The 18,915-nt window shown below is 56.7% G+C and carries 16 protein-coding genes, 1 tRNA gene and 1 pseudogene; 5 read left to right on the plus strand and 13 right to left on the minus strand.

Annotated elements, in window-relative coordinates:
* Window positions 1–463: 463 nt before the first annotated feature.
* Together PT282_RS00800 and PT282_RS00805 are read left to right on the plus strand one after the other, a co-directional pair.
* Window positions 464–1,039: pseudogene (locus tag PT282_RS00800) on the plus strand (heat shock protein transcriptional repressor HspR); the annotation flags it as partial.
* Between the two features lie 278 nt (window positions 1,040–1,317).
* Window positions 1,318–2,169, plus strand: a complete 852-nt coding sequence (locus PT282_RS00805) for an HAD family phosphatase (RefSeq protein ID WP_277167697.1) — start codon at window positions 1,318–1,320, stop codon at window positions 2,167–2,169.
* A gap of 68 nt (window positions 2,170–2,237) precedes the next feature.
* Here PT282_RS00805 and PT282_RS00810 read toward each other — a convergent pair.
* The 5 genes from PT282_RS00810 to PT282_RS00830 form a co-directional block, all read right to left on the minus strand.
* Window positions 2,238–2,325, minus strand: a tRNA-Ser gene (locus PT282_RS00810).
* A 281-nt stretch (window positions 2,326–2,606) separates the two neighbouring features.
* Window positions 2,607–3,005 (minus strand): glycerophosphodiester phosphodiesterase, encoded by a 399-nt coding sequence (locus tag PT282_RS00815; protein WP_277167698.1) that lies wholly within the window; start codon window positions 3,003–3,005, stop codon window positions 2,607–2,609.
* Window positions 3,006–3,476: 471 nt separating this feature from the next.
* On the minus strand, window positions 3,477–3,938 hold the full coding sequence (locus tag PT282_RS00820; RefSeq protein WP_277167699.1) for a hypothetical protein: 462 nt from the start codon (window positions 3,936–3,938) through the stop codon (window positions 3,477–3,479).
* Between the two features lie 23 nt (window positions 3,939–3,961).
* Entirely contained in the window at window positions 3,962–4,324 is a 363-nt protein-coding gene (locus tag PT282_RS00825; RefSeq protein ID WP_277167700.1) for a helix-turn-helix transcriptional regulator, read from the minus strand.
* A gap of 20 nt (window positions 4,325–4,344) precedes the next feature.
* Complete coding sequence (locus tag PT282_RS00830) at window positions 4,345–4,842, minus strand: hypothetical protein (RefSeq protein ID WP_277167701.1); 498 nt, start codon at window positions 4,840–4,842, stop codon at window positions 4,345–4,347.
* Between the two features lie 325 nt (window positions 4,843–5,167).
* Here PT282_RS00830 and PT282_RS00835 point away from each other — a divergent pair, with 325 nt between their 5' ends.
* Window positions 5,168–7,378: a GH25 family lysozyme gene (locus tag PT282_RS00835; RefSeq protein ID WP_277167702.1), complete on the plus strand. Its 2,211-nt coding sequence runs from the start codon at window positions 5,168–5,170 to the stop codon at window positions 7,376–7,378.
* A 165-nt stretch (window positions 7,379–7,543) separates the two neighbouring features.
* On the opposite strand, the gene rfbA is transcribed toward PT282_RS00835, so the two are convergent.
* The 3 genes from rfbA to rfbB are packed head-to-tail and all read right to left on the minus strand — an operon-like array spanning window position 7,544 to window position 10,918.
* A complete protein-coding gene (gene rfbA, locus PT282_RS00840; RefSeq protein ID WP_277167703.1) occupies window positions 7,544–8,431 on the minus strand; it encodes a glucose-1-phosphate thymidylyltransferase RfbA in 888 nt (295 codons plus the stop codon).
* 9 nt (window positions 8,432–8,440) lie between these two features.
* Entirely contained in the window at window positions 8,441–9,889 is a 1,449-nt protein-coding gene (locus PT282_RS00845; RefSeq protein ID WP_277167704.1) for a bifunctional dTDP-4-dehydrorhamnose 3,5-epimerase family protein/NAD(P)-dependent oxidoreductase, read from the minus strand.
* Between the two features lie 9 nt (window positions 9,890–9,898).
* Window positions 9,899–10,918: a dTDP-glucose 4,6-dehydratase gene (rfbB, locus tag PT282_RS00850; RefSeq protein WP_277167705.1), complete on the minus strand. Its 1,020-nt coding sequence runs from the start codon at window positions 10,916–10,918 to the stop codon at window positions 9,899–9,901.
* A 189-nt stretch (window positions 10,919–11,107) separates the two neighbouring features.
* Here rfbB and PT282_RS00855 point away from each other — a divergent pair, with 189 nt between their 5' ends.
* Complete coding sequence (locus PT282_RS00855; RefSeq protein ID WP_277167706.1) at window positions 11,108–12,247, plus strand: acyltransferase; 1,140 nt, start codon at window positions 11,108–11,110, stop codon at window positions 12,245–12,247.
* Window positions 12,248–12,592: 345 nt separating this feature from the next.
* Here the strand turns inward: PT282_RS00855 and PT282_RS07575 are convergent, their stop codons facing one another.
* The 3 genes from PT282_RS07575 to PT282_RS00865 form a co-directional block, all read right to left on the minus strand.
* Window positions 12,593–12,871 carry a transposase gene (locus PT282_RS07575; RefSeq protein WP_374114123.1) on the minus strand — a complete coding sequence of 93 codons (279 nt, stop codon included), beginning with the start codon at window positions 12,869–12,871 and terminating at the stop codon, window positions 12,593–12,595.
* Between the two features lie 978 nt (window positions 12,872–13,849).
* Window positions 13,850–14,620 carry an ABC transporter ATP-binding protein gene (locus PT282_RS00860; protein ID WP_277167707.1) on the minus strand — a complete coding sequence of 257 codons (771 nt, stop codon included), beginning with the start codon at window positions 14,618–14,620 and terminating at the stop codon, window positions 13,850–13,852.
* 1 nt (window position 14,621) lies between these two features.
* Window positions 14,622–15,485, minus strand: coding sequence for an ABC transporter permease (locus PT282_RS00865; RefSeq protein ID WP_277167708.1), 864 nt, complete (start codon window positions 15,483–15,485; stop codon window positions 14,622–14,624).
* Window positions 15,486–15,664: 179 nt separating this feature from the next.
* Between PT282_RS00865 and PT282_RS00870 the strand changes: the two genes are divergently transcribed.
* On the plus strand, window positions 15,665–16,501 hold the full coding sequence (locus PT282_RS00870; protein ID WP_277167709.1) for an NAD(P)-dependent oxidoreductase: 837 nt from the start codon (window positions 15,665–15,667) through the stop codon (window positions 16,499–16,501).
* Window positions 16,502–16,602: 101 nt separating this feature from the next.
* Here the strand turns inward: PT282_RS00870 and PT282_RS00875 are convergent, their stop codons facing one another.
* Both PT282_RS00875 and PT282_RS00880 read right to left on the minus strand, forming a co-directional pair.
* Window positions 16,603–17,721 carry an acyltransferase gene (locus PT282_RS00875; RefSeq protein WP_277167722.1) on the minus strand — a complete coding sequence of 373 codons (1,119 nt, stop codon included), beginning with the start codon at window positions 17,719–17,721 and terminating at the stop codon, window positions 16,603–16,605.
* A 114-nt stretch (window positions 17,722–17,835) separates the two neighbouring features.
* Window positions 17,836–18,915, minus strand: a 1,080-nt coding sequence (locus tag PT282_RS00880; protein WP_277167710.1) for a rhamnan synthesis F family protein, incomplete at its 5' end; no start/stop codon positions are given.

The raw sequence follows: 18,915 nt of genomic DNA on the forward strand, positions 1-18,915 counted from the left end.
CTGAGTCAATGTTGTCGGCTGGACCGGTGGCGTAGACGCGTTGCCGGTTCGGTCGACGGGGCCACGTCGGACCAGTGGCTCGGTCGGCTTGGTCTGCGGGACGAGCCGATGGTTTGGTCGGCTTGGCTGACAGGGCTGGCGTTGGCGGACCGTCTGGTTAGGTCGACAGAGCCGGACGCTGTCGGTCCGGTCTCGAGCTAGTTTGGCAGGATAGGCGCCGGTCTCACGGTAGGTGTCGATACCGAAACGGCCGGCGTCATCGACGTCACCGGGGCAGCCGGAACCGGGCAATCGGCGATGCTGGCGCATGGCCGCATCGGATAGGCATAACGGCCGCATCAGACGGATTCGATGTATCGGGTGTGGCGGAAGATATAAGTAAACGGACGGAACGGCAGAAACCGGTGGAACGGCCGAACCGGTGAGGAGACCGGAACCGGCGAAACGATAGGAGATGGAACTGATGGCGCGAATCTCACATGAGGTGCAGGCCTTGTATGGGCTGTGCGCCGTCGCGCTCGTGGAGCGGCGCGCCGACCTGGACGGTGCCGACAACGTGGGCTTCGACATCGACCTGCCCGTCTTCAGCGTCGGCCGCGCCGCGCAACTGGCCGACATCCACCCCCAGACCCTGCGCCAGTACGACCGCCAGGGGCTCATCGTGCCGCAGCGCACCGAAGGCGGCGCCCGCCGCTACTCCCTGCGCGACGTCGACAAGCTGGCGCAGGCCCAGCGCATGAGCCAGGGCGAGGGCATCAACCTCGCCGGCATCTCGCGCATCCTCGACCTGCAGGAGGAGAACCGGCAGCTGCGGCGAGAGGTGGAACGGCTCAACCGTCCGCGCGGATCCAGCGTGTTCGCGGCGGATCCCGACGGCGGCATCACCGAGGTGCAGCGCTCGCGCCAGGCCCGTCGTTGGCGTCACGACGTGCGCGCCCGTGTCCGCGAGCTGCCCGCGCGCCCCTACTATCGTGACTATCGCGATGCAAATGCTGATGCCGGTGCTGCCGGTACCGATGGCGCTGCCTCGGACTCGGATTCCAATGGCCAAAGGGCCAGCCAGGCATATGAGCATGGTGCCGTCGGTGACGGTTCCGGCCGTCACTCTTCCCTCGGTACCGATGCCGCCGATGCCCAATCCCGCGACCACAATCGCGGCATGTTCGACGACGACCCGTTCGTCGCCGCCCGCTCCATGGTCGTCTGGGGCGATTATTTCGACTGACCGCTGCCGTGGGGCTGGCCGGTTTCGCCGGATTCACTATGACGGTAGGCTTGGTAGAGCTGATTGCACTTTGGAAGAATGGACTGAACACGATGAACGCGACGGGCCTGAACGATGAGACACGTGACGATGCCAGCGGCATGACGGCGCTCAGGGCCGTGCTGTGGGATATGGACGGCACGCTGATCGATTCGGAGCCCTACTGGCACCAGGCCGAGATGGACATCGCGCGAGAGCATGGCGGTTCGTGGAGCGAGGCGCTTGGCTGGGAATGCTCGGGCAAGGCATTGCCCGTGGTCGCCAGCAGGATGATCGAGCACGGCACGCGGCTTTCGTCCGAGCGGATCGCACAGGGGCTGATCGAGAGCGTGGCCCGCCAGGAGGCCGAGCGGATGCCGTGGATCGAGGGCGTGGAGGACGTGCTGCGCTCGCTCGCCGCCGCCGGCATTCCCTCGGTTTTGGTCACGGCGTCACCGCGCCGCATGGCCGAGAACCTCCTGCGCCAGGCTCCCGAAGGCGTGTTCGTCGGCTACGTCTGCGGCGATGACGACCTGCCCAAGAAGCCCGATCCCGCGCCGTATCTCGCCGCCGCGAAGGTCGTTGGCATCGAGGTGCCAGGTGATGGCAGCCGCGATGGTGTTGGCATTGGCGCCGATGAGCGTAGTGGCGTTGGCGGCGGTAAGAATGCCGCTGACGATGGCGAGCATGACGATGTTGCCCGCAGGCGTGCGTTCCGCAGGGAGATGGCCCGTTGCGTGGCCATCGAGGACTCCATGACCGGCATCGAATCGGCCGCAGCCTCGGGCGCGACCACCATCGCGCAGACCGGTTTCATCGACATCGACACGTCCACCGGCCCGCAATTCGCCTCGGTCGATGGCTACGCCGGCCTGACCGCCGCTAGTCTGGAGCGCTACGTCACCCGCCGTCTTCGCGTGCGGTGAGCGCGGAGCGTTGGCGCGTACGGCGTCGGATATGACGAAACCCCTCGGATTCCCGAGGGGTTTCTGTGTGGCGGAGGATGCGAGATTCGAACTCGCGAGGCTGTTACACCAACACGCTTTCCAAGCGTGCGCCATAGGCCACTAGGCGAATCCTCCAGCATGCGCGCGGCGAATACCTCGCCAGCACACAACTTAAATAAGATACCATGCCTTCAAGACGTTCGCAATCCCCGAAAACAGGCGTGTCCGCATCGAGATGCGTTCCGTCCGCATGGGAGCCCGTTCCGGCATGCCAAAAGCGGGCCCGCGGCGACCTCCGTCAAGGAGATGCCGCGAGCCCGCCTTCGTGCTATTCAATCTGAAAATCTATGTCGGTCGAACCTCAGCCCGGAACCTCAAGTCCAAAGCCCGAAGCTCAAAGTCTCGAGCCCGAAGCCTCAGTCCTTGGTCTCGATGGCGAAGTTGCGCTCATAGTGCAGGAACATCGTGGCGCCGTAGCGGTCCACGTCGCGGTGCGTGAAGAGCATGCGGATCGCGAAAGCGGTCTGCACGTCGTAGGGCAGCGCCTTGAAGGCCGCATGCGCGTCCCAGTTCGGCGGCGCGATGGCCTTGTTCGGCACGTAGGCATAGCCGTAGCCGTCCTCGTCCACGTAGCCCATGAAGGGCAGGTCCCACGCGTTGTGGTCGGTCAGCTGCTTCTTGAAGTCCTCAACCTGGGCCAGCGACTCGTCGCTGATGCCGAATTTCCTGGCCACCTTGTTGGCCGCCGCGGTCTTTTCGGCCGGGGTCTTGCCGTAGAGCGACGGGTCTACGACGATGGTTTTCTCATCTGCCATGATGCTTCCTTCCTATCGGCCAAAATGCCAATGGATGGCGGAACCGCGGGGCGCAGAGCATGTTAGATGGAACATCCCTTTCACCACCACAATCCCTCTCGGTGTTTCCGACACAATGCTGTGCCGATTTCCTCAGTGTAGCACAGTCGTGGCGTTTAGAAGCGTTCATTTATGTGCGTTTTGTTGCCACTGCGTGCATTCCGCCATTCCCCGACGATTTGTCTGTCCGGCCCTGACGCCTTCTCCCAATTGCCCATCAAACCGAACAAAAAAAATGTTCGTTTCACGTAAAAGAAAGACAAGAATCAGTAGCTGTCGAGAAAATTGATGGCTTGCCGAGGAGTGCGATACGTATGAGCCATATGTTCCCATGGCTGATACGCTTTGCACGGTCATCATCAAGTCGACGATATCAAAAGATTCATTAGAGGGAGCGTGGCTTAAGAACGCTTGGTAGGCGAGTGCCCTCGGTTATTGCTTATTGCTATTCGTTGGCTTCTCAGATGTCCTGGTCTCAGGAGCCTTTTCCTCATGCCAATTCCGATCGTTGAACTCTATGGGCAATCCGTTTTCCGCGCCGGCTAATCCCATTATCCGGATTTGGTTGATGGCGCTGGTCCTGAGGAAAGGCCAGATACGCCGCATTGCCTCATTGGCAGAGACCGATTCCGAGAAAGCGGCTATGTATTCCACTTCGACCGAAGCCTTGAGATATTTTCCAGCTGGTTCATTGGTCTTTTTATCGGCAGAGGATTGTATGGAAATTTCAATCCTGATTTGGGCCTGCGTGATATGGTTTCTGTCCTCGCCACGCAGTCTCTTGCAAGAGGTCGATACCTGCTTGTTGAAAGCCAGCGATTTCTTGGGCTTCCTGTTCTCTATGACTCCACTGGACATAGCGAGGTCAAGGTTGGTTATTGCTGCTGCGACCATGCGATACTGACCTCTATTCGTTGCTACTCGACGTAGGAGAGGCTGGTTTCCTCCGTGGCCTCGTTGAGTACACCATCATGCTCGTATTCCCAAGTGAATGCCTCTTCCGGTTTCGGAGGCACGAAAGCGGTTCCGTGGCTTTGCAGTTCGACTGCCACGGCGAGGGCATAGTTCCTTATTTCTGATGCCTTGGGATCGTAATAGTAGTTTTCGAATTCAGCGATTTTCTGCGGTTGCTCGCCAAGGAACGCTGCTACGTCTTCAACAGTGAGCCCCTCTTTTTGGCGTCGGAAAACCAAGGCGTGCTTGAGGTCGAGGAAATCGGCATAGTTGGAGGCGGCGATACGGTCAAAATCCTCGCTGGCGTAGCGGTCTTCGATTGGCATGGCTCCTCCTTAACCCGTTACTAATTCTTGACACAAAAAGTACAAGCCATACTAGCATGGCCCCACGTCTGGTTCCGGTATTGGTTGAATCGGTCTTGCGCATCGGCGATTGCGGTGTTCTGTAAGCTTTTGATTTCATCAGACGAATATCCGTCAATTGCTTTCTTGCTTAGCAACAAGCCCACGAACTCAGGAGTACGTTTGTCGTCTTCCGAATAGTACAGACGGTAGGGTGCATCATCCAGCTGATACCGCAGTTCCCATATATCTGGTTGTGTGGCGCAAGGGCTGAGAGGCGGGTAATAATCGGAGTAATCGAGTTGTCCCTTTGCCGCTTCCAGACAAAGAGCCTTTAACTCGCCCTTGAAACGGTGCTGTTTGGCCGGAGCCAGGCTTATGCATAGGCTTTCGAGCTCATCATCCAGGAAGCAGCGTACTGCCGTGGCACACTTGTGGAATGCGCGTGGCGAAGGCGCGGGCGTGAAGCAGATTGAGTCTGCCGCTTTCCTTTGTTCCATAGATGACCGCCGTTGTAGAAGATGAGTTGAATGCATTCAAGATTACCATGTAATGAAGAGCTAGCTGAGACCGGCAATCATGCAGGGCGCGGGAACTGTTAGGATTTCGGTAATGTTTTGGATGGCGGAGACGGGGCGACGGGGCGCGGATTACCATGGGGTATTGGCTTGAACGAAGGGGTTTCGCGAACGGTGCGCCGCCGCGGAACGCCCGAAGACGATTGCGACAAGGGGCATGCGCATGCGTGGAGGAATCGACCCGGCGTGGCCGAAGGGCGTCCGACGGCCTCGCGCGCGCAAGAGGCCACTTGGATCGTCTCGACGAATGAGACCGGCAAGCGCAATCGACCAGATTGGCTGGATTGGCCGGATTGACCAGACTGACAAGATCGTCAGGCTCGATGAGACCGACCAGCCTGAAGCAATCAGCAAGACTTACCGAACCAACCAAACCGACAAGGCAGATGAGACGATGATGCACGGTATGCACAGTTCGCACGATTTTTCCCGGATCGCGGCCAGGAGCGTGGCGGCGCTCGCGACCGCGGCATGCGCCCTGACGCTGGGCGTGGCTCCCGCGCAGGCGGCGAGCGACACGAATCTCAGCGGCGTTGGGGGATCCGGCAGCACGTCGGCCGTGGCGCGGTCAGGCCGCGGCAACGCCAGCACAGGCAAGACCATTGGCAACCAGAGCGCTTGGGTCTCGAACGCCGCGGATGCACCGAAGGACGCCATGCCCGACAATCCCAGCCAGAAGCTTCCCGACAAAGTGAGCGCCGCCGTGCCGGATGACGCGACCGTGGTCTCAAAGGATCTCGCCGTCACCTCCGATGGCCAGGTCAAGGACCTGCGCACCGGCCAGCCCGTCACCGACCCGAAGCTCGTGGGCACCAAGGACAAGCAGCCCGACCCGCTCGCCAAGACCGGCGGCAGGCACTTCATCCCCGTTGAGGCCAGCAGGGTGAAGCAGGCCGTCGAGCAGAACGGCGGCGACGCCAACGCTGGCGGCGGTTCCGGCACTGGTTCAAATGCAGGCTCGAGCCAGGGTTCGTCCTCATCCAATGGGGGAGCGAACGGTTCGAACGCGGGTTCTGCCGCTGACGACGGTGCCAACGCCGGTTCCGGCGCGGGCAGCCAGAGCGGTCAGGGCAACGATCTCAGTGGTGCCCAAGGCCAGTCGTCCCAGCCGAACGCCCAGTCCGGCCAATCTGCCCAGTCCTCGGTCGCACGCCAATCCGCGGACCGTCGCCTTTCCACCGGTAACAGGAACGGTATCGTTCGCAATGTGGCTCTCACCAACGGCGGCTGGGGCGCCTATTGGGGCAACTATAACGGCACCCAGGCGTTCTTCAAAGGCGACGGCAGCCTCTTCGCCCAGCAGGCCAAAGGCGTGGTCGACGTCTCGTATGCGCAAGGCTATATAGATTGGCAGACTGCCAAGAATAATGGCGTCGAAGGTGCGATTATCCGTATCGCTTATGGTCAAGATAATGGCTATGACGACCAGGCATTGCGGAATATCAGCGAATGCAAGCGTCTGGGCATTCCGTTCGGCATCTATCTCTATTCGTATGCATATAACGACTACATGGGTGCGGCCGAAGGCAGCAACGTCGTCAATCTGCTTCGTGGCGCGGGCGTGAGTCCCGGTGATCTGAGCTATCCGATCTATTATGATTTGGAGAATTGGACTTGGGCTGGACATGCCCCGCCCACAAGTCCGTATGTCTACGATGGCATCGTCAATAACTTCTTCATGCAGGTACAGCTTTCCGGATATGGGAATGTCTCTGTTTATTCCTATGCGGGTTATCTCGAGGGGGCACTCAATTCCAACAACATCCATAGCCGTACCAACTGGGTCGCTTCCTATGGTTCCCATCCCGGCGTCTTGGGAACGTACGGTTGGCGCGACTTTAATTTCCCCAACAATTACCGTGGATGGCAGTATGCGGACAATGGCAATATCCCGGGAATCGGAACCGTCGATATGGATGTATTCGGCAATTACAATGCGGTCGATGACATCAGCCTCTTGTGGGTGGTACGCGATGAGGATATAGCCGTCGGTGCGGCAGTGACGAATTCAAGCTCGAACATTGAGTACAAATGGCAGTCCTATGATGTGAACACTCATATTTGGAAGGACATCGCTGATTGGAATAGTGCCAATTGGGCCGGCTGGGAAGCGGAACCCGGAGACTATTGGCTCCACCTTGAAGTGAGGGATGGGCAGACGCATCGGTCAATCGGCACACGGACCATCGCGTTCCACTATACGGCTGGTAGTGCTGCGATTACGGGCACATACGCGGGATGGAACGGCAACGGGATTCTGTTGGGTATGAATTCCAATGATTCCCGAGCCGGCTATAAGATCAAGATCTACGACTACAACGCCCAAAAATGGATCGAATGCTTTAACGGGCAATGGGCCAACTGGCATCCGCGCCCTGGCGTGTATTGGACTCACTTCGAACTCTACACACCTGACGGTAGAAAAGCCGATACCAGGACGTATGCTTTCGGCGTCTAGCCGATACTGGAATCCGAAGAAAGGTATTCTCGGAATCGTACAGGTGGAATTGAATGAGGTGTGTGCCTGGAAAGTTTTCAGCTTCCGGGCACACACCTCATTGTTGTTGCAGTGGCTTTCGCGAATATTTCTTACGAGAAGCGTTGCTGCCGTTGCGTGGTGAGCTTACAGATCGGACATGATGATCTTGTCGTCGGCAACCTGCTTGAGGTGCTGGCCATAGGGGCTCTTGCCGTACTTGTGGGCGGCTTCGAGCAGCTGGTCGCGTCCGATCCAGTTGTTCTCGTAGGCGATCTCCTCGAGGACGGCGATGGGCAGGCCCTGCGCGCGCTCGACGGTGCGCACGAACTCCCCGGCCTCGTAGAGCGAGTCCATGGTGCCGGTGTCGAGCCAGGCGTAGCCACGGCCCAGCGTCATCACGTTGAGCGACCCATCCTCCAGATACATCTTGTTGAGGTCGGTGATCTCCAGCTCGCCGCGTGCCGAGGGTTTGACCTGCTTGGCGAAGTCCACGACGCGGTTGTCGTAGAAGTAGAGACCGGTCACCGCGTAGTTCGAGGCGGGATGCTCCGGCTTCTCGACGATGCTGATGGCGCGGTGGTCCTTGTCGAACTCGACGACGCCATAGCGCTCCGGATCGTCGACGTAATAGCCGAACACGGATGCGCCGTGCTTCGCCTCGGCGGCGCGCTTGAGCACCTGGCTCAGGCCGTTGCCGTAGAAGATGTTGTCGCCGAGCACCAGCGCGCAGGAGTCCCCGCCGATGAAGTCCTCGCCGAGCACGAATGCCTGGGCGAGTCCGTCGGGGCTGGGCTGCACCTTATAGGAGAGGTTGAGCCCGAACTGGCTGCCGTCGCCGAGCAGCCGCTCAAAATTCGGTAGGTCCTTCGGCGTGGAAATCACCAGGATGTCACGGATTCCGGCGAGCATGAGCACGCTCATCGGATAGTAGATCATCGGCTTGTTGTAGACGGGAAGCAGCTGCTTCGAGGTCACCGTGGTCAATGGATAAAGGCGGGTACCTGAACCGCCCGCAAGAATGATGCCTTTCATGGAATCTCCTTAGTCCTGATTCTGCTTGCGCTTGGCTACGTACTGATCCAGGAGCTTCTCCCAGTCAGCGGGTTCGAATCCGGTCTCGCGGATCTTGGCGAGGTCCAGCGCGCAATGGTGCGGACGGCGCGAGCCACCCGTCTGGGTGGCATAGGTGTCCACGGAATTGGCGTCGATGTACTTGGTGTCGACGCCTTCCATTTCGAAGATCTTGGCCGCGATGTCGTACCAGGAAGCCACGCGACCGGCGCCCGTGAGATTGTAGGTGCCGTATTCGCAGTTGTGGTCGAGCAGGTGGAACATTCCCTTGACGAGGTCCGCGACGAAGGTCAGGCGACCCGTTTGGTCGCTTGGCGCCTGCGCGGTCTGCTTGTGGGTCTCTGCGGCTTGTTCGGCCAGGCCGAGCATACGGGTCACGAAGTTCTTGCCGTCGCCGACGATCCAGCTCGAGCGGATGATGTAGTGGCGCGGAACCGTCGAGATGATGGCGTCGGCCGCGGCCTTGGTCTGGCCGTAGACACCCAGGGGCGCGAATCCCTCGTCCTCGCGATGCTGTTCAGCCGTTCCGTCGAACACATAGTCGCTAGAGATGTGGATCAGCGTGATGCCGTGGCGGGTGGCCACACGGGAGAGGTTCACGACGCCTTCGACGTTAGTGCGCCAGGCGGTCTTGCGACCTTCCGGGGTCTCGGCCTTGTCGACCGCGGTGAACGCCGCGGCGTTGATGATGGTGCCGTAGAGGTCCCAGTCGTAGTTCTCATAGACGCTGGGGTCGGCGATGTTGAAGGTGTCGGAGTCGACGAATTCGAAGCCGTCGAGCCCGTGCTGCTCCACATAGTCGCGTACCGCGTGGCCGAGCTGGCCATTGCAGCCCGTCACCAGCGTGCGCTTGGGATCCATCGGCTTGGCGTCCTTGAGCATCGGGTGGTGCAGGTCGGCCTCGCTGCGTTCGCTCTGCTCGAGCGGAATCGGCCACTCGATATGCAGGTCGGGGTCGGCGAGGTTGACGAAGGTGTAGGTCTTCTTCTGCTCGAGCGACCAGTGCGCGTTGACCAGGTAGGTGTAGACCGTGCCGTCCTGGAGCGCCTGGAAGCTGTTGCCTACGCCGCGCGGCACGTAGATCGCGCGCGAGGGGTCGAGCCGGGTGGTGTAGACCTGGCCGAAGCTCTCGCCGGGGCGCAGATCGACCCACGCGCCGAAGATCTCGCCGGCCGCGATGGAGATGTACTTGTCCCAGGGCTCGGCGTGGATGCCGCGGGTGACGCCCTTGGTGGCGTTGTAGCTGATGTTGTTCTGCACCGGGCCGAAGTCGGGCAGGCCGAGCGCGGTCATCTTGGCGCGCTGCCAGTTCTCCTTGAACCAGCCGCGGTTGTCGCCGTGCACCGGCAGGTCGAACACCAGCAGTCCGGGGATGTTGGTCTTGGTGACCTTCAGGTCCTTCTCGAAGTCAAATGCCATGATGCAGCCTCACTGACCCTGTTTCTTGTACTTGGCCTCGGTGGCGGCCTTGGCGGGGCGCCACCAGCTCTCGTTGTCCGTGTACCACTGGATGGTCTGCTTGAGGCCCTCGGCGAAGTCGGTGTGCTTCGGCTTCCAGCCCAGCTCGGTCATCAGCTTGGTGGGGTCGATCGCGTAGCGGCGGTCGTGGCCAGGGCGGTCGCGCACCCAGTCGAAGGCGTCCTCGGGCTGGCCCATCACGCGCAGGATGTCGTGGAGCACGTCGAGGTTGTTGCGCTCGCCGTCGGCGCCGATGAGGTAGGTCTCGCCGAGCCGGCCCTTGGTCAGGATGGTCCACACGGCGCTGGAATGGTCCTCGGTGTGGATCCAGTCGCGCACGTTGAGGCCGTTGCCATAGAGCTTCGGGCGGATGCCGTCAAGGATGTTGGTGACCTGGCGCGGAATGAACTTCTCCACGTGCTGGTAGGGGCCGTAGTTGTTGGAGCAGTTGGAGATCGTGGTGCGCAGGCCGTAGGTGCGGTGCCAGGCGCGGACCATCATGTCGGCGCTGGCCTTGCTGGACGAATACGGGCTGGACGGGCGGTACGGGGACTCCGGGGTGAAGCGGTGCGGGTCGTCGAGCGCGAGGTCGCCGTAGACCTCGTCGGTACTGATCTGGTGGTAGCGCACGTCGTACTTGCGCGCGGCCTCCAGCAGGCGGTAGGTGCCCACGATGTTGGACTGGATGAACGGTTCCGGGTCGATGATCGAATTGTCGTTGTGGGACTCGGCCGCGTAGTGCACGATGGCATCGTGGCCGGGCACGATCTTGTCCAAGAGCTCGGCGTCGCACACGTTGCCGTGCACGAACTCGACCTGGTCCTCCGGCAGGCCCGCGATGTTCTCGATGTTGCCGGCGTAGGTCAGCGCGTCGAGCACGGTGACGTGCGTCTCGGGGTGGTTGTTGGCCACATAATGCACGAAGTTCGAGCCGATGAAGCCGCAGCCACCGGTGACGATGATGTTCTTAGGTTGGAATTCTTCAGTCATGGTTGCCATTCTACGTGTCGGTATCAACGTCAGCCAATGTTAGACAGAATTTACTTACGAACCAAACGATACGGTGTCAAATAGCGAGGATAGTGTTAGACCCATTATCGTTTCTAACATTTGTGATGCCGTAGCTTATAATTGACGTTACCGGTTTATTATTCATTAGTCGTATGGGATTGAAAGAGGATGATGGAACACGTTACACAGAGAAAAACAGCAACTCCACGTAACTCGAGTTTGGAGTTGCTGCGAATTCTCGCAATGTTTATGATTATTGGTTTCCATCTCATGCAACGAAACTCAGAAGATGTCCTACGAACACAGCCACCTTCAATTTCCAAATTCCTTTTTGAGATGGTCATACTTGATGGCGGTTGGATTGGCAATATTATATTTTTTACTATTTCAGCTTGGTTCATAGCTGGTAAGCAGGGGAAAACTCCTTCGATCAAAAGTTGCTGTAAACGCGCTTGGCTGTTAGAACGAGAAGTCTTGTTCTGGAGTATTATTCTTTTCTTTGCCAGTATGTATTTTCATAAATCTATTCCGTCATTCAAATCGGAATTTCATCTTTTCTGGTCCCTTACGCCAACACTGCATAGCTTATGGTGGTACGTGACCTGCTATATGATTTTTTTGCTTCTCTCACCTTTCCTCATTAAGGCATTGAAATCATTACAACGCTCAGGTCACGCTTTGCTTTGCTTGCTGAGCATAGGTGTCGGAAGTATTTGGACATTAATACCCAACGAAACAATCGACTTCAATTCAACATCAGTTTTTATTTTCATTTATTGGTTTATATTGATTTCTTACTACCGTTGGTACATGAGTGAATTTTCAACTAAACAGTGTTGGCTACTGATTCTTGCTGGTGAAATAATCAATCTGCTTTACTGGATACCGACCAACTACATATCAGCTGCAAAAGACTATCAATACTTTATTTTCTTTAACGGGAAATTACCAACAGTATTGATTGGTTTTAGTCTTTTTCTGCTCTTTGAACGAATACATTTCTATAATCGCTTTATCAATTGTGTCGCATCAACGATGCTAGGAGTCTATCTAATTCACCGACATCCTGTCATCAACGATGTTCTTTGGACACACTTCTTCCCCTTTGTAACAATTTGGAATTGGGATCACTCCTTCTTTAGGGCGTTACTTCTTATCCTCAGCGTTCTGCTTACTTGTATTGTTCTTGATCTCATCAGAGAGGTGCTGTTCGCTATCTCAATAAATCGGCATCAAGGTCATCTATTTGAAATTTGCTGGAACAGCAGACCAGCTCAAAAGGTGCGTACTTTAATATCACAAAAATAGCAAAAACTATATAAACAGCTATCTTTTCATTTAGATTATCCGTTAAATGCTTATTGATAACAAAGAACATTGATGCTGGTGTTCTGATAACGTCCGGTTTGTTGCTCACTTTTGGTTTTCGGCCTTAATTACCTGTTTGCGGTGTTTCGACGTCTCTTCGATTCTGGGTTCGAGTAGAGACATGTCCAGGTAGCGGCGTTCAGGCCAGTTCTGCGTGACGTGCAGGATCCTCGCGGTGACGAGCATGAGAGCGCTGCGCTCGTCGGGGAACTGGCCGATAGTCCTTGTCCTCCGCCATATCTAGCGGTTGAGGCGTTCTATCATGTTGTTGGCGCGGATTCGCTGTCAGTGCTCCATGGGGAATTCTGAGAGTTGGCATGCCGTAGCCTCGCAGATACCCTCGCACAGGTAGACGGCCTTCCCAACTTTAACGAGGACCCTACCCCGGTCCTCCATGGCGAACACGGCCCTGAGCTTAGCGGCGACGGGTTTGCATCTCCTCCTCGGTAACTTGGAAAGCGCGTTGCGTTCGAAATGGACCATGCACCGCTGGTAGTGGGCCTGCGGGGCAGTTCGCGGACGGTGCGCATCAGGCCGGGGTCGCGGTCGTCTATGGCCAGACAGACACCGTCCAGACCGCGGGCGATGAGGCTTCGGATGGAACGCTTCTCAACTGGCTGCGTCTTCCTTCATGTCCTAGCCGACGCCGGTGACCTCGCGACGCCCGTCGCCGCCTATGATGATTGTGACGAGTATGCTGACGTTCTCTAGCTTTCCGCCCAGCTTCGTTTCAGCAAGATGTCGTCCCCGCCCATGAACACGTATGGGAACGCTTGTTCTAGAGGCTGGCAATGCCACGCGTCAATGCCCTTGTAAACTTTCCTGAGGCTGCCCTAGAGCGTCTTCTCGACGCTCGACTCGTGCGCCCGGTAGCGTTGGATGACCACCGACTCAAACAGGGTGTCCTTGAGCTTGGGCGTTTGCCGGGCCATACGCACCCTGGGTGGGGTCGGATCTAGCGCATCAGCACAGCCCATGTCCGGTCGTTCTCGCTTCTAGTGACGTGTCAGCCGACCACATGCCCGCCGGCGATGGCGATTAGGATGACGGCCCTACGGTGCAGCTAAATCCTGTCGGCGTGCACTACGTCATAGTATTCCGCTAGCAGGGACGCGGGAGAGTTGAGCTGCCACGTCACCAGGTTGCGGTGGCGCTGCGTGTGGTCCGACACGCCCGATTTGTACTGAGTCCGTTTGGAGAACAGTCAGCTCCAAGCCGGGCCCCAGATTGATGACTCGCCAGTTGTGGCCTGGCGTCCAGGAGGCGCCGCATCTTGCCTCCCCCATGCAACCACGGCATCTCGAACACCTTCAAGCCCTTGCGTCGCAACGGCTCCGACCTGATATCGGACACACATTCTAGCCGACCAAGAAAATTGCTGCCCATGTATCTCAAGCACCGGTTACACCATACGGGAGAATACCTCAGCACCTAAAATGTGCACATATTCTTGCTGGTATCCCCAATCTACGCAAACCATTAAACGCTACCCTCAGTGAGAATTGGATATGTCGATTCCAATATCTTTAATAGGCAAAAACGCTAAAGATTCTTACGCATCACTTTGAAGGCTTCTTCGGGTTCGCCGTCGAAGATGACATGGGAATGTGCGAGCACGATGCAGCGTGAGCATAGGGCTTTGATCTGGTCCTCGCTATGGGAGACGATGACCATGGTCTGACCGTGCTTTTGCTGTTCCTTGAGCCGTTCAATGCACTTATGCTGGAACGTCTCGTCGCCGACGGCGAGAATCTCGTCGATCAGGAAGATGTCGGGGTTGCTGTAGACGGCGACGGCGAAGGCAAGGCGCAGGAACATACCGGAGGAATAGAACTTCACTTCGGTATCCATGAATTTCTCGATGCCGCTGAACGCTACGATATCATCATATCGTTCGTTGATCTGCTGCTCGGAAAGTCCGAGGATGGCTCCGTTGAGGTAGACGTTCTCGCGTCCGGTCAGCTCCGAAGCAAAGCCGGCGCCAACTTCGATGAGTCCTGCGATCTTGCCGCGAATCAGCACTTCGCCGCTGTCTGGCTGCATCACACCGGAAATCATCTTCAGCATGGTTGATTTGCCGGAGCCGTTGACGCCTATCAGGCCTACTGTCTCTCCTTGGTTGATGGTGAAGGAAATATCATCGAGTGCGTGGAATTCTTGGTTGTTGTGACGCTTCGACTTTGGCGTGAACAGCTTGATGATCAATTCCTTGATCGAGGAATTCGCGCGCAGGGAGAAGTGTTTGCAGACATTTCTGACCTGAATGGCCACGTTGTCTGGAAGGGTCAGTTTCGAATTCGTTTGTTTCTTCATATCAAATCTCCTGTGCGAAGCGGCCCTCAAGATGCTTGAAAGTCATTTCGCCGATGATGAGGAAGATCAGCGAGACAAGAAGGCTCTCGCCGATTCGCATCGACCATGCGCCGGCGAATTGGAATGAGCCGTCAGTGGCGCCCCACCAAAAACCGCGATGGAAGGTTTCGACGCAGATGGCGATTGGATTGGCATAGTAGATCTCGAGGACCCACCATGGCACATGGGCCGCGACCATCTGCCAGGTATAGAAGCACGGTGCCGCCCAGACGGAGATCATGGCCACCAGATCCGTGATGTTTTCGGCATCGCGATAAAAGACGTTGACCGAGCCGAACAGCAGGCCGAGGCCGAAGGCGAAGAGACATACCGAAATAAGGCCTGCCACGGCGATGAGCAAGCCAGCGACATCTGGCCGCCATCCCATAAGCGCCGCGCCGATAAACAGCACCACAAGCTGCGGGAAGAAATGGACGAATGCCACACGCAGGGACGCCAGAGGGAAGAGCTCTCTTGGCAGGTATATTTTCTGAATCAGACCTGCGTTGCCGAGAATCGAGCGTGTGCAGTTGCCGAAGGCCTCGGTGAAGAAATTGGTGACGATGACGCCACTGAAGAGGTAAACCGGGTACACCTGGATATTGCCGGCGCGTCCCATTCCCATGAAGACATCCATGGCCACGTAGAAGACGATGAACTGTGTAAGGGGCTTGACGTAGGTCCAGGCCATACCGAGCCAGGAACCGCGGTAGCGGATCCTTACCTCTTTTTTTACCAGCAAATTAAGCAGATAAAGATAATGAGGCACATCCAGCAGGCCTCTACTCTTACCTGGGTGCGAGACGATTTCAGATTCTGCTGTCATCGTGGCCTTTCTAGTACCTTTGTTTTCGCGGTTTTCGCGTAATCGCGCGAGCAAACACATTAATTTTAATCTCTGGCATAGAACTGTAGCCCATCATCCATGGTTGATTTGTGAAAAACCGAACTTCTTCTATGCGTTGCAGACACCTCATTATGCCCACACTGATAGACTAAGGAATTATGTCAAAAAGAATTGTTGTAACTGGAGCTAGTGGGTATATCGGCCGGCATGTGGTGAAGGCCTTGCTGGATGACGGGCAGGAAGTCATAGCTGCCGACCGCCATCCCCATGATCTCGATCCCAGGGCGAAGCAGGTCGCGGTCGACCTGCTCACTTCCAATGATGGATTGTTCGAGGAGCTCGGTAGCCCGGATGTGTGCCTGCACATGGCATGGCGTGACGGATTCAAGCACAATTCCGACGCCCATATGGGTGATCTTTCCGGTCATTACCGCTTCATCAAGCAGATGCTGGACAGCGGCCTGAAGCAGATCGCCGTTATGGGCACGATGCACGAGGTTGGCTATTGGGAGGGCGCGATCGACGAGAACACGCCTTGTAAGCCCGCTTCGATGTACGGCATCGCCAAGAACGCGCTTCGCGAGGCCACCTTGCAGATGGCCGATGAGCATGAGGCCGTGGCCCAGTGGATTCGCGCCTACTACATCGTCGGTGACGATCTGCGGGGAAGCTCCATCTTCTCGAAACTGCTCCAGGCCGCGCAGGAAGGCAAGAAGACCTTCCCGTTCACCATGGGCAAGAACAAATACGATTTCATCAACGTCGACGTCCTCGCCAGCCAGATCGCCGCGGTGGTCTCGCAGGACGTGGTCGCCGGCATCGTCAACTGCTGCAGCGGAGAGCCCGTCTCCTTGGCGGATCGCGTCGAACGCTATATCAAGGACAACAATCTCGACATCAAGCTCGAATACGGCGCATTCCCCGACCGTCCGTATGATTCGCCTGCGGTCTGGGGTGATGACACGAAGATTCGTCAGATCATGGGTGACGAGTAAGCCGATTTTGTGAGATCCGATAGTGCCTTAAACGGCTGATGATCTGACGTTAATGGGGTGGGCGACCATGGTCGCCCACCCCATTAACATTTTCTCTTACTTCAGTTCTGTTTGGTTCCTGATTTGGCTAAAGCAATTTCGGGTTTTACAAACATCTTCTCGACATATTGTTTCATCTTTCCGTCAGCTTCGTAAAGCAGAAGCGACAGAACGAAAATGACCACGCAATCAGCTGCGAACAGGACATATGCTCCGGCTGCATACTGTGCGTATTTCGAGGTCTTTATCACCGTGAATATCTGTTCGATAACTACGTGGTGGGTGAGGAAAATGGCGTATGAATATTTGGAAATCGTTCCGATTACGACCTTGATGGGCTGGAACTCCACTATATTCGCCAGCCGTGCAAGAACAAGGAAGAAAGCGATTCCCACCAAAGAGATGGTCAGAAGCGTATCAGGAATGAATCCGAAGATTTGCTGGAGAATGAGGAAAATTACCGAGCCTATCGCCATTAGCAGATTCGATTTGGAGATGTATTTAATGAAATACATGCCGAAAAGAAGTTCTGGCAATCTGCTTGTGGGCATGAGTTCCAAGGGAAGGGTGTGGAAGCTCGGTTTGAGGGCAATCGTCGCCACGTAGAGGGCAATGACTATGGCAGCTGTAAGCACTGGATGCTTGTTCACGCCGTAACGGAGCAGAGGGAACAGTACGTAGAAAATGACGATGAAACCGATGAACCATTCGCCGGTGGTCGCGAATGTGAGGAATCCGGCTGCCGCCGCATAGCTGTCAATGCCGAAAAATGAGAGGACGATGGTCCAAAGAGGTGCGTTTACCGTAGGTTCGCCACCGTTTTTGATGTAAATAAACGTATTGGCGAAGAGGAAAGCCAGCCAGAACATGGGAAAAATTGATTTGAACCGTTTCCAATAGAATGTTTTGAGGTCCAGATGTTCTTCATCCCCATAGGTGTACATAAGCGCCGCACCGGAGATGATCAGGAATTGGGAGACGCCTAGGTCGCCCAGGAAGATATGGAAGGGATAGTTGGCGAAAATTGGATGCGTCAACAAAGCGGGCACATTGAAGTGGGCGACAATCACCAAAAGCACGGATATCGCCCTCACCCAATCCAGATAGAAAAGGCGAGGTTTATGCCGATGAGCATGGGACTCGATTTGGGTGGCTTCGCCATCCCGTGTTGCCGTTTGCACCAATGCGCATTCCTCTTTCCGTATTCCCATGGCTTCAATGGAGGCAATGCAACCAAGGTTGTCGACGTAGCGCAAGGAAACGTCAACGGAGATTGCGTCAGTGAATCTGGCTGCTCACACGCCCCAATCCAAATGGTACAGGCTGGGGCCAATGAGTGGGATACGGCTGACGAGATTCCTGGTGCAGCGTAGCAGCGTATTGCCTAGGCGCTTGCCCCTGATGATGTTCTTCTTGGTGTCTTCGATGTCATAGCTCAGCCATGTGTCGCTGATTGCTCTGATTAGCTCACGGTCTTCGAACGCCAGATTGGTGATTTCCGTGCGCGCCGATCGATCGGATAGGATATAGGCAGGGAAATATCCCTCGGCCTGTGCGATGTAGGCGCAGGAGCGGACGATGGCATGGTTGATGGTGCCATCGGGTTTGAGCGGTTCCTCGGGGAAATCCTCGTATTTCCATTCGTGCCCGAGCAGTGGCTTCAATGCCTGTGGGCGGAACCACATGGCGCCATTCAGCGGTGCGATGATTTCCTTCGCGTTATCAAGGGGGAGGGGATTGAGTCCCAAGGTCTCATGGATTAGCTTCTTGGCTCCATCGAGATCACCGGCCCAGCCATAGACGAAATTGGGGAGGTACCACGCGTGGTTCGGCGGAGTGGGCATGGCAATGCCCAGCCTCGGGCTGTTCTCGAAGAGATGGATGACGTTCTCGACGTATTCTTTCGTCGCAATGGTGTTATCGAACCCCTTGGAATGTGAACCGTAGCCGACGTCCTGCGGAGAAAGCATGTCGCGCTTCCTGTCTTCCAGGCAGCAGACGTAGTCATAGTCGAGCAGGTCTTTGCCGGCCGCGACCAGCAAAGCGCTGATTGCGCGTCCGCGGTTCTCGACGATGCGGATATCGATATGGTAATTCTGGTAGTGCCTGTCGCAGTAGTCGCGTATCCGCATCGCCTTCGCCTTTGATGCGACGGTGAGGATCACATCGCAGGTCGAGGGCATGGAGGCGATATACGCCAGGTTGTTCTCGAAGCTTTCCTCATAATAGAGGTGCATGACCAGGGCGATGCGTCTGTCTGTGGGCAACGCGGTGCCGATATTTTGCGGCAGGATGTAGTCGAGGTGCAGGTTTTTCATGAGGTCCGCGAGGTTCATGGTGCGCAGGGCGTTCTGCCAGATGAGGTCGGTGTCGTA

This window comes from Bifidobacterium sp. ESL0763 (assembly GCF_029433395.1).
In the GTDB taxonomy this organism is placed as follows: Bacteria; Actinomycetota; Actinomycetes; order Actinomycetales; family Bifidobacteriaceae; genus Bifidobacterium.